This is a genomic window from Paenibacillus sinopodophylli (assembly GCF_005930355.1).
Lineage (GTDB): Bacteria > Bacillota > Bacilli > Paenibacillales > Paenibacillaceae > Pristimantibacillus > Pristimantibacillus sinopodophylli.
The window spans coordinates 1,021,680-1,034,819 of record NZ_VDBO01000001.1 but is presented as its reverse complement, the minus strand read 5'-3'; the positions used below and the strand labels follow the sequence as shown (position 1 = coordinate 1,034,819).

16 protein-coding genes are annotated in these 13,140 nt (G+C 44.1%); all 16 read left to right on the top strand.

The annotated features are described in order from the left end of the window. The first annotated feature begins 18 nt into the window (after positions 1-18). The 16 genes from FGT79_RS04555 (at position 19) to FGT79_RS04480 (ending at position 13,132) form a co-directional block, all read left to right on the top strand. Positions 19-1,383, top strand: a complete 1,365-nt coding sequence (locus FGT79_RS04555) for a protein-glutamate methylesterase/protein-glutamine glutaminase (protein ID WP_138751570.1) — start codon at positions 19-21, stop codon at positions 1,381-1,383. Between the two features lie 44 nt (positions 1,384-1,427). Next, entirely contained in the window at positions 1,428-3,494 is a 2,067-nt protein-coding gene (locus FGT79_RS04550; protein ID WP_138751569.1) for a chemotaxis protein CheA, read from the top strand. 13 nt (positions 3,495-3,507) lie between these two features. Next, the gene (locus FGT79_RS04545) at positions 3,508-3,969 is read left to right on the top strand and encodes a chemotaxis protein CheW (RefSeq protein ID WP_138751568.1); all 462 of its coding nucleotides are present in this window, start codon (positions 3,508-3,510) and stop codon (positions 3,967-3,969) included. 3 nt (positions 3,970-3,972) lie between these two features. Next, complete coding sequence (locus tag FGT79_RS04540; RefSeq protein WP_138751567.1) at positions 3,973-4,593, top strand: chemotaxis protein CheC; 621 nt, start codon at positions 3,973-3,975, stop codon at positions 4,591-4,593. Further along, a complete protein-coding gene (locus tag FGT79_RS04535) occupies positions 4,590-5,084 on the top strand; it encodes a chemotaxis protein CheD (protein ID WP_138751566.1) in 495 nt (164 codons plus the stop codon). Before FGT79_RS04540 ends, FGT79_RS04535 begins: the two co-directional genes overlap by 4 nt. 1 nt (position 5,085) lies before the next feature. After that, positions 5,086-5,523 (top strand): hypothetical protein, encoded by a 438-nt coding sequence (locus FGT79_RS04530; protein WP_138751565.1) that lies wholly within the window; start codon positions 5,086-5,088, stop codon positions 5,521-5,523. A 4-nt stretch (positions 5,524-5,527) separates the two neighbouring features. Further along, positions 5,528-6,313 (top strand): FliA/WhiG family RNA polymerase sigma factor, encoded by a 786-nt coding sequence (locus FGT79_RS04525; RefSeq protein ID WP_138751564.1) that lies wholly within the window; start codon positions 5,528-5,530, stop codon positions 6,311-6,313. Between the two features lie 15 nt (positions 6,314-6,328). Beyond that, positions 6,329-7,735, top strand: coding sequence for a flagellar assembly protein A (locus FGT79_RS04520; protein WP_138751563.1), 1,407 nt, complete (start codon positions 6,329-6,331; stop codon positions 7,733-7,735). A 37-nt stretch (positions 7,736-7,772) separates the two neighbouring features. Further along, positions 7,773-8,096 carry a hypothetical protein gene (locus FGT79_RS04515; protein WP_138751562.1) on the top strand — a complete coding sequence of 108 codons (324 nt, stop codon included), beginning with the start codon at positions 7,773-7,775 and terminating at the stop codon, positions 8,094-8,096. A 36-nt stretch (positions 8,097-8,132) separates the two neighbouring features. Continuing rightward, entirely contained in the window at positions 8,133-8,687 is a 555-nt protein-coding gene (locus FGT79_RS04510; protein ID WP_138751561.1) for a DUF6115 domain-containing protein, read from the top strand. Further along, positions 8,680-9,246 carry a hypothetical protein gene (locus FGT79_RS04505; protein WP_138751560.1) on the top strand — a complete coding sequence of 189 codons (567 nt, stop codon included), beginning with the start codon at positions 8,680-8,682 and terminating at the stop codon, positions 9,244-9,246. The genes FGT79_RS04510 and FGT79_RS04505 overlap by 8 nt, the downstream gene beginning before the upstream one ends. A 181-nt stretch (positions 9,247-9,427) precedes the next feature. Next, positions 9,428-10,126 carry a 30S ribosomal protein S2 gene (rpsB, locus tag FGT79_RS04500; protein WP_054028957.1) on the top strand — a complete coding sequence of 233 codons (699 nt, stop codon included), beginning with the start codon at positions 9,428-9,430 and terminating at the stop codon, positions 10,124-10,126. A gap of 143 nt (positions 10,127-10,269) precedes the next feature. Continuing rightward, positions 10,270-10,920, top strand: coding sequence for a translation elongation factor Ts (tsf, locus tag FGT79_RS04495; protein ID WP_138751559.1), 651 nt, complete (start codon positions 10,270-10,272; stop codon positions 10,918-10,920). Positions 10,921-11,023: 103 nt separating this feature from the next. Next, complete coding sequence (gene pyrH / locus FGT79_RS04490) at positions 11,024-11,752, top strand: UMP kinase (protein WP_138752926.1); 729 nt, start codon at positions 11,024-11,026, stop codon at positions 11,750-11,752. Next, on the top strand, positions 11,752-12,306 hold the full coding sequence (frr, locus tag FGT79_RS04485; RefSeq protein ID WP_138751558.1) for a ribosome recycling factor: 555 nt from the start codon (positions 11,752-11,754) through the stop codon (positions 12,304-12,306). Before pyrH ends, frr begins: the two co-directional genes overlap by 1 nt. A gap of 61 nt (positions 12,307-12,367) precedes the next feature. Next, positions 12,368-13,132, top strand: a complete 765-nt coding sequence (locus tag FGT79_RS04480) for an undecaprenyl pyrophosphate synthase (RefSeq protein ID WP_138751557.1) — start codon at positions 12,368-12,370, stop codon at positions 13,130-13,132. Positions 13,133-13,140 lie beyond the last annotated feature (8 nt).

Here is a 13,140-nt window from a genome sequence, read left to right as displayed (position 1 = left end):
AAGTGAGGAGGAAAAAATATGGTTCCTTATCGCGTGCTTGTTGTTGATGATTCCGGATTCATGCGGAAGATTATAAGTGATTTAATTATTCAAGATCCTAAGTTTACGATAGTCGCTACTGCGGTCAATGGCCAAGAAGCTATTGAGGCAGTGCGTGAGTTGAAACCGGACGCTGTTACATTAGATTTGGAAATGCCTTTAATGAACGGCATAGAAGCTTTGCAAGCCATTATGAGAGAAAATCCTACTCCTATCATCATGTTGTCGGGCATAAGCGAGGATAATACTAGAGAAACGATCAAAGCGCTTCAGTTCGGCGCCTTCGACTTTATTCGTAAGCCATCAAGTGCAGTCTCCAACGATATTCATCAGGTTGGTGAGGTATTGCTGGAGAAATTGCGAATTGCAGTATTAACGAAACGGCATCAGCCGGTAATAACCATTAACGAGAAATCCAAACCTATTACGATTGAGGTAGAGGTTGAAGAAGCGAAGAAGCAAGTTTCTTCAGATATGCCGAAGCCATTGCAGCCGGTGAAGCCAATCCTACCTGCTCAGGCTGCAGAACCTCCTAGCCGGGATAAGCCATTATCTCCGAAGCCTGTGGAGAAGCTAGGGACGCAGCGTTCGCCATCTTCAATACATACGAAAAAGTCAATGATTCCTGAGGCTGCCGCTCCAAGTAAAGATAAACCGGCCATTACTACACGATCTCCGGTAGATAAGACGTCCATAGCTGTAGTTAAACCGATTGTAACTGAGCCGCCAGTCGTCAAAAAAGGAAAAGTGAGCGGTACGACGGCTGCCTTCAAACATATCGTAGCCATCGGTACTTCGACAGGCGGACCGAGGGCGCTACACGAGGTTATCACCTCATTACCTGGTGATTTCCCTGCACCTGTTCTAATCGTACAGCATATGCCACCTAAGTTTACGAAGTCTTTGGCACAAAGGCTGGACAGCTTCAGCGAGCTTCATGTTGTAGAGGCAGAGCAGGGCGAGAGAGTGGTTGTTGGTAAGGTGTATATTGCACCAGGTGCTTTTCATATGGAACTTGCCAAAGATGCCTCAGGTTATTATATTGCACTGACGGAGCAGCCTCAGCGAAATGGTCATCGACCCTCCGTTGACGTTCTTTTTGAATCCTTACTGCCGATTCGCGATTTGAAGCGCCATGCTGTCATTATGACGGGAATGGGTAGCGATGGGGCGAAAGGAATGAAGCAATTGGTTCAGTCGGGAGTTGAAACGACCATCGCTGAAGCCGAAGAAACCTGCGTCGTCTACGGTATGCCGAGATCGGCAGTAGAAGCAGGCTGTGTCAGCCAAATCGTACCGCTGCAAAACATAGCTTCACAACTTGTGCAAGCTGTGCTGAAATAAATAGGCTTCAAACGCTAGAACATACTAACAGGAGGTGCTAGGAAATGGATATGAATGCCTATTTATCGATGTTTATCGATGAATCTAATGATCACCTGCAATCCCTGAATGAAAATTTGCTTCGTTTGGAAAGCGAGCCTGAAGAGCTTAGTATCGTTCAAAATATATTCCGTTCAGCTCATACGCTGAAAGGGATGTCTGCTACTATGGGGTTCGAAGATTTGGCTGCGCTCACGCATGAAATGGAGAACGTACTTGATCTTGTCCGTAACAGCAAGCTCAAAATGGACAGCTTTATATTTGATACTTTGTTTAAAGGGCTTGATGCTCTTGAAGCGATGGTTCAGGATATCGTTGGCGGTGGGACAGGGAAAGCTGATGTTACATCAATCGTTGCTTCCTTGCAGATCATTCTAAAGAGCGACTATAGCGCAAATAATGCTTCAGCTGCTCCAACTACAGCAGCAGATTCGAGTAACGTATCAAGCGCCTCAGGGGCGATGCTGCTTGATGAGTTCCAATCTTCAATTCTTCTTCAATCTATTGAAACTGGTTTAAATGTGTATCATGTTCAAATCACAATCCGTGATAATTGTATGCTCAAAGCAGTTCGTGCTTATATGGTCTTTGATCTACTTGAGCGTAATGGCGAGGTCATTAAATCAGATCCGTCCGTTCAAGATATTGAGCAGGAAAAATTCGATTTCACATTTACTGTTTTTACAATCTCTACACTAGCCCAAGAAGATCTACAGACGCAGTTGCTTAATATCTCAGAAATTGAATCTGCAGATGTGACATTGCTGGATGCCGAATCTTTAGCAGTGCTTAGCCAGTCCAGCGCGGCTGCAGCTATTGAGGTTGTAGAGGCAGCGCCAACTGCAGCACCAATCGTTGTAAAGACAGAGGCAGCACCGAACGAACGAGTTGCCAAGGCACCAGCTCCTGCATCACCACCAGGTGGTAGAACCATTCGAGTTGATATTGAAAGACTTGATACGCTGATGAATCTATTCAGCGAGCTGCTTATCGACCGTGTAAGATTAGAACAGCTTGCTAGTGAAATCAAGCGAAATGATCTGACTGAAACCGTTGAACATATGACACGAGTTAGCTCTGACTTGCAGAGCATCGTACTGAAGCTTCGAATGGTACCGGTAGATTCCGTATTCAACCGCTTCCCGCGGATGATTCGAGATCTGGCTAAATCATTGGACAAAAAGATTGACCTTGTTATTACAGGTGCAGAAACAGAGCTTGATCGTACGGTTATCGATGAGATTGGCGATCCGCTTGTACATTTGTTAAGAAACTCAGTCGATCACGGGATTGAAACGGTTGATGAGCGTATTGCCGCAGGAAAGTCTGAAACAGGAACGATTTACTTGCGTGCTTATCACAGTGGGAATCATGTATTCATTGAAGTTGAAGAGGATGGCCGTGGCATTCATCATGAGCGCGTGCTCAAAACAGCCATTAAAAATGGTGTAGTCACCGAGGAACAAGCGAAGCTGTTATCCGCTGATGAAATTAACATGCTTATATTCGCAGCAGGATTCAGTACAGCTGATAAAATATCCGATATATCTGGACGCGGGGTTGGTCTTGACGTTGTTCGCTCCAAAATCACTTCTCTCGGCGGCAACGTGACGATTGATTCTGTCTTTGGTAGGGGAACTAAGTTTTCCGTACAGCTGCCGTTGACTCTCTCTATTATTTCTGCCATGTTGATTAAGCTTGGCTCTGAGAAATATGCTATTCCTTTATCCTCCATTGTTGAGACTGGCATTATTCGCAAGGAACAAATCTTGCACGTACATGGTAACAAGATGATCGAGTTCAGAAACGTTATTATTCCACTCGTTTCGCTTAGCAAAGTGCTTGAATCTCCTGATTTTAATGAGGATGTTGAAGATGAGACCGAAATTGTAGTCGTGCGCAAAGGTGAGAAATGGGCTGCAATCACGGTCGATGAGTTTATTGGTCAAAGCGAAATCGTATTAAAAACGTTAGGTAAATACTTGACGAATATTGAAACGATTTCTGGAGCAACTATATTGGGCGACGGTTATGTCGCACTCATCATTGATCCAAATGCACTAATCAAATAGGGAGGTTTTTAGTATGGGAGAAGAATTAAAGGTAATCGTGTTTGCGCTGGGCAACGAAGAGTACGGTATCGAAGTAGATAAGGTTCGAACGATTGAAAGATTGTCTCCGATTACTCGCGTACCTAAAACGGCCGCTTTTATAAAAGGTGTTATTAATTTGCGCGGTATTGTTGTACCCGTAATCGATCTTCGAGGACGGTTTAATCTTATTGAAACAACACCTACTGAAAATTCAAGAATTATCGTAGTAGCCGTGGCAGATATGGAAGTTGGATTCATCGTTGACTCAGCAAACGATGTAATCGATATTGATACGGATGCAATCGACTTGCCGCCTGAGATCGTAGGCGGCATTAAAGCAAAATACTTGAGAGGCATTGCAAAGCTTGGTGAAGGTCGACTTCTCATCATGCTTAACTTGTCCGAAGTGCTGAATAAGAATGAAATCATTCATATTGAGCAGATCGAGGCCTAAAGCGTGAGTTTATTTAACCGTTTTGAAGCGTTTGAACTAGATGTATTGAAAGAAGTCGGCAATATTGGAGCAGGTAATGCTGCTACTGCGCTTTCACGTTTACTAGATAAACCGGTCGACATGGCCGTACCTAAAGTAAGCTTGCTCCCGTTCGAAGAAGTTGCTGAACGCGTGGGTGGTTCGGAGCAAATTGTTATTGCTGTTTTTCTCCGTGTTGAAGGAGAGGCACCAGGTAATATGTTCTTCATCATAGAGGAAGCTTCTGCCAAGCGGATACTACGTCAGCTAGTTTCTATAGATATTGAAGAGCAAGAGGGATACTCCGAAATGGAGCTGTCAGCGCTCTGCGAGATCGGCAACATTCTTGCAGGCTCATATTTGTCCTCTCTTGCTGATTTTACCCATCTCACGATGGCGCCATCTGTCCCTGCAATTGCAGTGGATATGGCTGGAGCCATTCTCAGCTATGGTTTAATGCAGTACGGTGAGATGGGAGACTCGGCCCTGCTAATTGAAACGACATTTCTAGAGGATCGACAATCACTGGAGGGACACTTCTTCCTTATACCAGATCCAGAGTCGTTTGAGAAAATTTTCAGGGCTTTGGGAGTCGTTAGCGAATGATACAACATAATTTGGTCAAAGTTGGCATGGCTGATTTAAATATTGCAACAGATGGAGCGATACTCAAAACAACCGGCTTAGGTTCTTGTGTGGGTCTTACTTTGTATGATCCCATACGAAAGGTAGCCGGAATGGCACATGTGATGCTGCCATCTTCAGAAATTGCCCGTGAGACCAAAATGAATGTGGCTAAGTATGCAGATACAGCCATCCCTGAGCTGCTTGACCGTATGTTGGCAGCAGGTGCCCAAATGATCAGCATGAAAGCAAAAATGGCAGGCGGTGCTCAAATGTTTGCTATGTCAGGTCACACCGATTCGTTAAGAATCGGTCCGCGTAATGTGGAATCCTGTACGGCGATGATGCTGAAATTTAAAATTCCGATTATTTCCCAAGATACAGGTGGAAGTTTTGGAAGAACGATTGAGTTTGACAGTATCAACGGAATGCTCTCAATAAGAAGTGTTCAGTTTGGAACAAAGGAGATTTGATATGCTGGGAACATGGCGATGGAATGTCGTATTTGGAATACTCGGCACCGTGCTGACAGCAGCTTTCTCTATCGGTAATAATCCGATTGTGGTCATGCTGCTAAGAAGTATGTATGCTTTCATCGCTTTTTTTGTTCTTGCGTATGGAGTAAGAGCCGTATTGGCCTACATTCTTCAGCCTCCTGCATTGGTAGGCGATACATCCGAGGATGAGGATGGAAAAGGAACACAATTTGATTTGAGAACCCCAGACGAGTCGGCGGATTTGAATGATTTGTTAAAATCACAGCAGCAGGATGGAGGAACACTTCCGACCACGGATTCCTCAAATCAGCCTGCTGCAGATTTCAAACCATTGACTCCGCCTCAATTGAGATCTACTAAAAATACACAACCTGAAGAATTGGTTAAAGCCATTCGTCACCTGACAGGAGAGTGAGTCGATGACTGAGCAGAAACCCCCTCATTTGACAAACTTGCAGATGTGGCAAGCCTGGAGAGAACAAGGCGATTTGGAAGCAAAGAAAAATCTGATTGAGCAATATTTGCCATTAGTAGATTATGTTACAAATCGAATGGCCATCGGTCTTCCCAAAAACGTCATTAAAGATGATCTTGCAAGCAATGGTGTTATGGGACTGATTGACGCCATTGAGAAGTTTGACTATTGTCGGGGCTTGCAGTTTGAAACCTATGCTTCATGGCGAATTCGTGGAGCAATTATCGATGGACTCCGTCAAGGGGATTGGGTACCGCGCTCTGTTAGGGAGAAGGCCAAAAAGGTAGAAGAAGCTTATCAGCATCTAGAACAGCAATACTTGCGCTCGGTCACCGATGCGGAAATTAGCCGCTATCTGGAGCTAACAGAGAAGGAATTTACAAATATGCTGCAGGATATTGCGGTTACAACTGTTTGCTCGCTAGAAGATCCAATAAGGGAAGAAGAGTCGGAGACAAGAATGTCATTGCTTGTTGATGACAAAGCCAAAAATCCTGACCATAAAGTACATGAGTTTTATATTAAAGAATCGTTGGTAAAAGGCATTGATCGATTAACGGAGAAAGAACGAACGGTCGTATCTTTGTTTTATTATGAAGAATTATCACTAAGTGAAATTGCTGAAGTAATGTCACTATCACCGTCGAGAATTTCCCAGCTCCATTCGAAAGCCATCCTACGGCTGCGAGGAGCATTGGCTAAGCATAAAGATCAACTCATGCAACATTAAGAGAGGAGGAGTCAGGTGGATAATCTACAATTAGAATCATACCTAAGCATCCAGACATCAGCCGATAAGCTGTCTGCCTTCATTACATTTAGCAGGATTACGGATGAATTCGAGTGTAACGGCGATGAGCTTGAACGGTTTCTAAGAAGCAAAGGAATCGTCTATGGTCTTCGAAAAGAAGTTCTTAATCAGATTGGCACTAATCCTCTCGCTTATTGTAAAGAACAAACGCTTGTTGCGCAGGGAGAGTCTCCCTCGCCAGGCAAGGATGGTTTCGTCAAGCTAGTCTACGATATGAAAGCAAGCAGTCATGCCCCGGCGGAGTTAGAAGGTGGCAAGGTTGATTTCAAAGAGGTTGTACAGTTGAAAAACGTTAAGCGGGGCCAGCTCATAGCTGAACGCTTTGATCCAGCACCAGGTCCCGTTGGGAAGACCGTCACAGGTGAAGATATACCGTCGAAGCTAGGGAAGCAAGTTCGATTCAAAGTAGGCAAAAACGTCGTGTTGAATGATCAACAAACGGCGATGTATGCCGCGATCGATGGTCTGATTTCATTGACGGATAAAGATAAAATTAATGTTTTTCCTGTATATGAAGTCAATGGTGACGTTGATTACAGCGTCGGAAACATTGATTTCGTGGGAACGGTTGTCATTAGAGGCAACGTTCTTAGCGGTTTCCGTATTAAAGCCTCGGGTGATATTCGAGTAATTGGTGGTGTTGAAGGAGCTGAGATCGAATCAGAAGGCTCCATAGAAATCACTGGCGGGATATTAGGCGGTAATAAAGGCTTTGTCAAAGCGGGACGGAATGTACGCAGCAGCTTCATTCAAGATAGTAATGTAATGGCTGGAGAAGAAGTACTGGTCTCGCAAAGCATCATGCATTCCCAAGTAAGGGCTGGGAAAAATGTTGTTTGTTCAGGCGCCAAAGGACTCATTGTTGGTGGTTTAGTCCAGGCAGGTGACCTAGTTAGTGCACGAACAGTAGGTAATTCCATGTCTACAGCTACAACGATTGAAGTTGGAGTCAATCCAGAATTCCGAACGGAGCTGCTCGATCTTAGAGCTAGAGTTAAGCAGTACATGGAAAATTTGGATAAAACAGATAAAGCGCTTACTATTCTAGATCAATTGGCAGCTTCCGGTCAGCTTTCTCCAGAGAAGCTTGCACTGCGAATAAAACTCACAGCTTCAAAACGGCAATTGGTGCTCGAGAATGACGCAGTGAGATCGCGAATTCTTGACATTGAACGCACCCTTGAAGATACGGACCGCTCTAGAGTAGATGTCAGCAACATCGTATTTGGAGGTACAAAAATTGTTATCGGCAGATACACCAAATTCGTAAAGGATTCTTCCCAGCGTGTTTCCTTTCGTTATGCCGATGGAGACATTGTATTGATCCCTTATAAGAGTTAGTTAAATGAAGTTCAATGACCCATGGGGGTGAGTTGATATGACTTTCAAAACAATTGACTTGCAGATGTCAGTGCCGCGGACGCAGGAGTTCAGTGGACAGCATGGACAAGCCATTCATAAGCCGGTAGCGGATCAGAATGCGCTTGCAGCCCAAACAACGAAAGAAACCGAGCTTCTGCGCGGTAAGAATACAGCAGTTGAACAATCGAATGGAGCTCACATTCACAGTGAAGAGGATAGTCAAGGCAATGCCTATCAGAAGGCGAAGCAAAAGCGCTTGAAGCAGAACTCCGATCAAGAAGAACAAGAGCATCCGCCCGTTCATCCATACAAAGGACATCGGTTGGATATTAAGCTTTAGCACAAGAGGTAATTTTAGAGAGGCAGGCTAAAAACGATGCAGCCTTACTTGCCATATATTCTTTTACTCGGAGCGGTTGTCATTGTAGGCGCCTTAGTGATGCCCCGCAAGAAGCAGGAGGCGGCAATGCCGCCGCAAACCATGGAAAACATGGAGAACGCGCTAGAGCAATTTATGGAGAATATGGAGAAGGACAATGAAGAGCTTGTCCTTCTTGTTAGAAACGCCCAGCAAGAATCGAAATCAGACGCTCTGCTTAAAGAACAGCGTATTGCACAATTGGAAGCGAAATGCGAGCAGCTGCAGGATACGCTTGATAAAGCTAGCCGAAGCACAGTTCCTCCTACTCCGGCTGCTTCTTCTATTCCAATCGTAATTAATCAGACACAGACACCTGTGTTTATGCCTGCCGAACTGCCAACTGAAGAAGTAACGAATGGAAATACGATACAGGCGCGTTATAAGGACCTCTTTTTGTTATATGAACAAGGCAAATCTATTGAGATCATTTCCAAAAAACTTGGCATGAATAAAGGTGAAGTGCAGCTCATCATACAGCTTGCTAAGCAAGAGGAGGCATCCCATGCTTAGAAATCGGCTTTTCTTAATCGGATTAGGTATGGGGATTATTATCGGTGCCTTATTGTTTCAATTAATGCTATCTGGTGAGCAGAGCAGAGCTCGGCTAGCTCAAAGGGATGCGGGACCGGATGAAAAGCAGTACACCCAAGTTGAGGTGGACGCTTTGATAAAGGCTGAACGTGATTCCGTACGGGATGATCAGAAGACGACTACAGAGCCGGAAACGTCGCCTGAAGTGAAGCCGACGCCTTCACCAGAGGTAGATGCTAACAAGGAAAATGAGGCTGCTGAAGCTGTGCCAGAAGAGGTAAAGCCAGCCGCTCAGCATGTTGTTAGAATTAAAGCAGGGCTTGGCTTATCCAAAACAGCTGAGCTTCTTGCATCTCATCAGATTATTAATAACGAAGCTGCATTTGTATCTTCCATGAAAAAGTCTAAAAAACTGGTTCGCGCCGGTTATTTTTTATTTTATGAAGGAAGTACCGTTGAACAAGCGATTACCATCGTGACAAGCCAACCGCTTACGGAACAGGAAGCCGCTTCCTGGACTGATGGGAATCAAGAGTAAAACGATCTTTTGTGAAACGAATGTTGCGCGGAGTTTGTATTTATGGTATATTAATTCACGGTGTTAAAAACGCACGCAGGTCAATTTTGTCAAACGGTGCTTCCGCCCGGCGGAAGTTTTGATGAAAGATGCGACTAGCGGAGGAGCACTAAAAAAACCATTATTAGGAGGTGTTGAAGAAATGGCGGTTATTTCCATGAAACAGCTACTAGAAGCTGGGGTACACTTCGGTCATCAGACTCGTCGTTGGAACCCGAAGATGGATCGTTATATCTTCACAGAAAGAAACGGGATTTACATTATCGATTTGCAAAAAACGGTTAAAAAAGTTGACGAAGCATACAACTTTGTTAAATCGATTGCTGCAGACGGCGGCACTATGCTGTTCGTAGGTACAAAAAAACAAGCACAAGATTCTGTTAAAGAAGAAGCAGAACGTTGCGGTAACTTCTACATCAACCAACGTTGGTTGGGTGGAACGCTTACTAACTTCCAAACGATTCAAAAACGTATCGACCGTTTGAAACAGCTTGAAAAATGGGCTGAGGATGGTACTTTCGAGGTTCTACCTAAGAAAGAAGTAATCATTCTTAACAAAGAAAAAGACCGTTTGGAAAAATTCCTTGGCGGTATCAAAGGTATGAAAGGTTTGCCAAGTGCGTTGTTCATTATTGATCCACGCAAAGAGCGTATTGCAGTTGCAGAAGCTCGCAAACTTGGAATTCCAATCGTTGGTATCGTTGATACGAACTGTGATCCGGATGAAATCGACTACGTGATTCCAGGTAATGATGATGCAATCCGTGCTGTTAAATTGTTGACGTCCAAAATGGCTGACGCAATTGTTGAAGCTAATCAAGGCGAACAAACAACAGCTTAATTTTAGACTTTAACTTTTCAACAAAGGGTGGTCAGATGGTGATAAACCTCTCACTGCCCTTTTTTCGAATGTAAATCATTAAAACCAACATTAATTATTTGCGAAGCTACATAGACTTCGCGAAACCTATAGGAGGGCTTACAATGGCAGTTAGTGCTAGCGCGGTAAAAGAGCTTAGAGAAAGAACTGGGGCTGGAATGCTTGATTGCAAGAAAGCTTTGGATGAAACAAACAACGATGTTGAAAAAGCGATCGCGGTACTTCGCGAAAAAGGTTTGGCGGCTGCAGCTAATAAAGCTGGTCGTATTGCAACTGAAGGTGTAGTAGAATCGTACATTCACGCAGGCGGCCGTATTGGCGTTATCGTTGAAGTAAACTGCGAGACTGACTTTGTTGCGAAAACAGATCAGTTCCGTGAGTTTGCTAGAGACGTAGCTATGCAAATCGCAGCAGCTAACCCGAAATTTGTTAGCCGTGAAGAAGTTTCTGCAGAAGAGCTTGATAAAGAGCGCGAAATTTTGAAAAATCAAGCACTTAACGAAGGCAAGCCTGAAAAAATCGTTGAAAAAATGGTTGAAGGCCGTATCTCGAAATACTATGAAGAGTTCTGTCTTCTTGAGCAATCGTTCATTAAAGACCCAGACAAAACGATCTCTGTATTGCTAAATGAAAAAATTAGCAAAATTGGTGAAAATATTTCCATCCGTCGCTTCGTTCGTTATGAGCTTGGTGAAGGTCTAGAGAAAAAAGTAGACAACTTCGTAGAAGAAGTTATGGCTCAAGTTAAACATTAATCCGAACGCACAGGCGGGGCGGGGCGTCCGCCCCGCCTGCTTGTATAAATAGAACATATTTGAAGGACCTCAGTTCATGAGGTGCATGATGGAGGTATTAACGTTGGAGCAGCCTGTGTATAAACGTATCGTTCTGAAAGTCAGCGGTGAATCATTGTCTGGTCAAGAGGGCTATGGAATTGAAGCAACAGTCATATCATCCATAGCAGATCAGGTGAAAGAAGTTGTAGCACTTGGAATAGAGGTAGCCATAGTAGTCGGTGGTGGCAACATTTGGCGCGGTATAGCTGGTTCAGCAAAAGGCATTGACCGTGCAACAGCTGATTATATGGGTATGTTGGCTACACTTATGAATTCACTAGCACTTCAAGATGCGCTTGAACAAATCGATGTACCGACTCGTGTACAAACATCGATCGCGATGCAACAGATCGCTGAACCATACATCAGACGTCGTGCCATCCGTCACTTAGAAAAGGGACGCGTCGTTATTTTTGCAGCTGGAACAGGCAATCCATTCTTCTCCACGGATACGACAGCAGCATTGCGTGCAGCTGAGATTGAAGCGGAAGTCATATTGATGGCGAAAAACAAAGTGGACGGTGTTTATTCTGCTGATCCATTTAAAGATAGTACGGCTGAGAAGTTTGAAGAGCTTACTTACTTGGATATGCTTAACCGTAATTTAGGTGTCATGGATTCAACCGCAGCATCGCTTTGCATGGATAATAATATTCCTCTTATCGTATTTGCGATTACAGAGAAAGGGAATATTAAACGCGTCGTGCTGGGTGAAAAAATCGGAACGATTGTGAGAGGAAGTGCAAAATAATGCCACAGGAATTGAAAAATAACGCTGAAGAACGTATGGATAAAGCGATTTCTGCGTTTAAACGTGATTTGTCTTCGTTGCGTGCAGGTAAAGCGAGTGCAGCTTTACTAGACCGTATTCAAGTTGAATATTATGGAGCTATGACCCCTGTTAATCAACTAGCTAATATCAGTACGCCTGATTCCCGCACGTTGTTTATTCAACCATGGGACAAATCATCGATGTCGGCTATTGAGAAAGCGATTATGAAATCAGACCTGGGTCTAACGCCATCTAATGACGGTGCGTCGATTCGTCTTTCAATTCCGCCGCTTACAGAAGAGCGCCGTGGAGAACTGGTGAAAACATCGAAAAAATTAGGTGAAGAAGCCAAGGTAGCGATTCGTAACATTCGCCGTGATGCCAATGATGGTATTAAAAAGCTGGAGAAAACGACCATTTCCGAAGATGAGTCTCGCGGACATCAAGAGGATATTCAAAAAGCAACGGACAAGTTCATTGCTGAAGTAGATAAAGTACTTGTTTCCAAGGAAAAGGAAATTATGGAAGTATAATAATCTCTAAGCCCCTCCGATAGGTGGGGTTTGGTTTTGATTTCGGTTGGGAGGAAGTAAGATGATTGAGCGACTTTGGGCCAAATTAGGCAAATCGTCCTTACAGCCGACTAATTCTGTGGCTTCAGAAAACGTGCCTGAACACGTTGCGATTATTATGGATGGGAACGGTCGCTGGGCTAAAGGTCGCGGGTTGCCAAGAATAGCAGGTCATCATACTGGGATGAAAGCGGTCAAGCGCATTACTATGGCAGCAGATCGGCTAGGCATCAAATATTTGACCCTATACGCGTTTTCCACAGAAAACTGGAAGAGACCGAAGGATGAAGTAGACTTTCTAATGAAGCTGCCCCAGCAATTTCTTGAGATTGAATTAGAGGAATTAATCGCAAATAACGTACAGGTTAGGATGATGGGGTATAAAGAAGGCCTACCTTCTTATACATTAAGCGCTCTCGAAGAAGCCATTGTGAAAACCGCAGACAATACGGGACTTGTTCTTAATTTTGCACTCAATTACGGAAGTCGAATGGAAATGCTAGAAGCAATAAAAACGATTGCCTCTGACGTACAGAATGGACAGCTCGCTATTGATGATATTGACGACAAGATCATGTCAGAACGCTTACTTACGAATGGCTTGCCGGACCCGGATTTGCTTATTCGAACAAGCGGAGAATTAAGATTAAGTAATTTCATGATGTGGCAGCTTGCCTATAGTGAATTATGGTTTACGGATGTGTATTGGCCGGAATTTACGGAAGCACATTTTCAAGAAGCGATTTTGGAGTATCAGCGCCGCGCGCGTAGATATGGTGGATTGTAGCTTCAAGC

Coding starts and splice junctions, on each gene's coding strand:
- FGT79_RS04555 (WP_138751570.1), top strand. CDS start 19: ATGGTTCCTTATCGCGTGCTTGTTGTTGATGATTCCGGATTCATGCGG.
- FGT79_RS04550 (WP_138751569.1), top strand. CDS start 1,428: ATGGATATGAATGCCTATTTATCGATGTTTATCGATGAATCTAATGAT.
- FGT79_RS04545 (WP_138751568.1), top strand. CDS start 3,508: ATGGGAGAAGAATTAAAGGTAATCGTGTTTGCGCTGGGCAACGAAGAG.
- FGT79_RS04535 (WP_138751566.1), top strand. CDS start 4,590: ATGATACAACATAATTTGGTCAAAGTTGGCATGGCTGATTTAAATATT.
- FGT79_RS04530 (WP_138751565.1), top strand. CDS start 5,086: ATGCTGGGAACATGGCGATGGAATGTCGTATTTGGAATACTCGGCACC.
- FGT79_RS04525 (WP_138751564.1), top strand. CDS start 5,528: ATGACTGAGCAGAAACCCCCTCATTTGACAAACTTGCAGATGTGGCAA.
- FGT79_RS04515 (WP_138751562.1), top strand. CDS start 7,773: ATGACTTTCAAAACAATTGACTTGCAGATGTCAGTGCCGCGGACGCAG.
- FGT79_RS04510 (WP_138751561.1), top strand. CDS start 8,133: ATGCAGCCTTACTTGCCATATATTCTTTTACTCGGAGCGGTTGTCATT.
- FGT79_RS04505 (WP_138751560.1), top strand. CDS start 8,680: ATGCTTAGAAATCGGCTTTTCTTAATCGGATTAGGTATGGGGATTATT.
- rpsB (WP_054028957.1), top strand. CDS start 9,428: ATGGCGGTTATTTCCATGAAACAGCTACTAGAAGCTGGGGTACACTTC.
- tsf (WP_138751559.1), top strand. CDS start 10,270: ATGGCAGTTAGTGCTAGCGCGGTAAAAGAGCTTAGAGAAAGAACTGGG.
- frr (WP_138751558.1), top strand. CDS start 11,752: ATGCCACAGGAATTGAAAAATAACGCTGAAGAACGTATGGATAAAGCG.
- FGT79_RS04480 (WP_138751557.1), top strand. CDS start 12,368: ATGATTGAGCGACTTTGGGCCAAATTAGGCAAATCGTCCTTACAGCCG.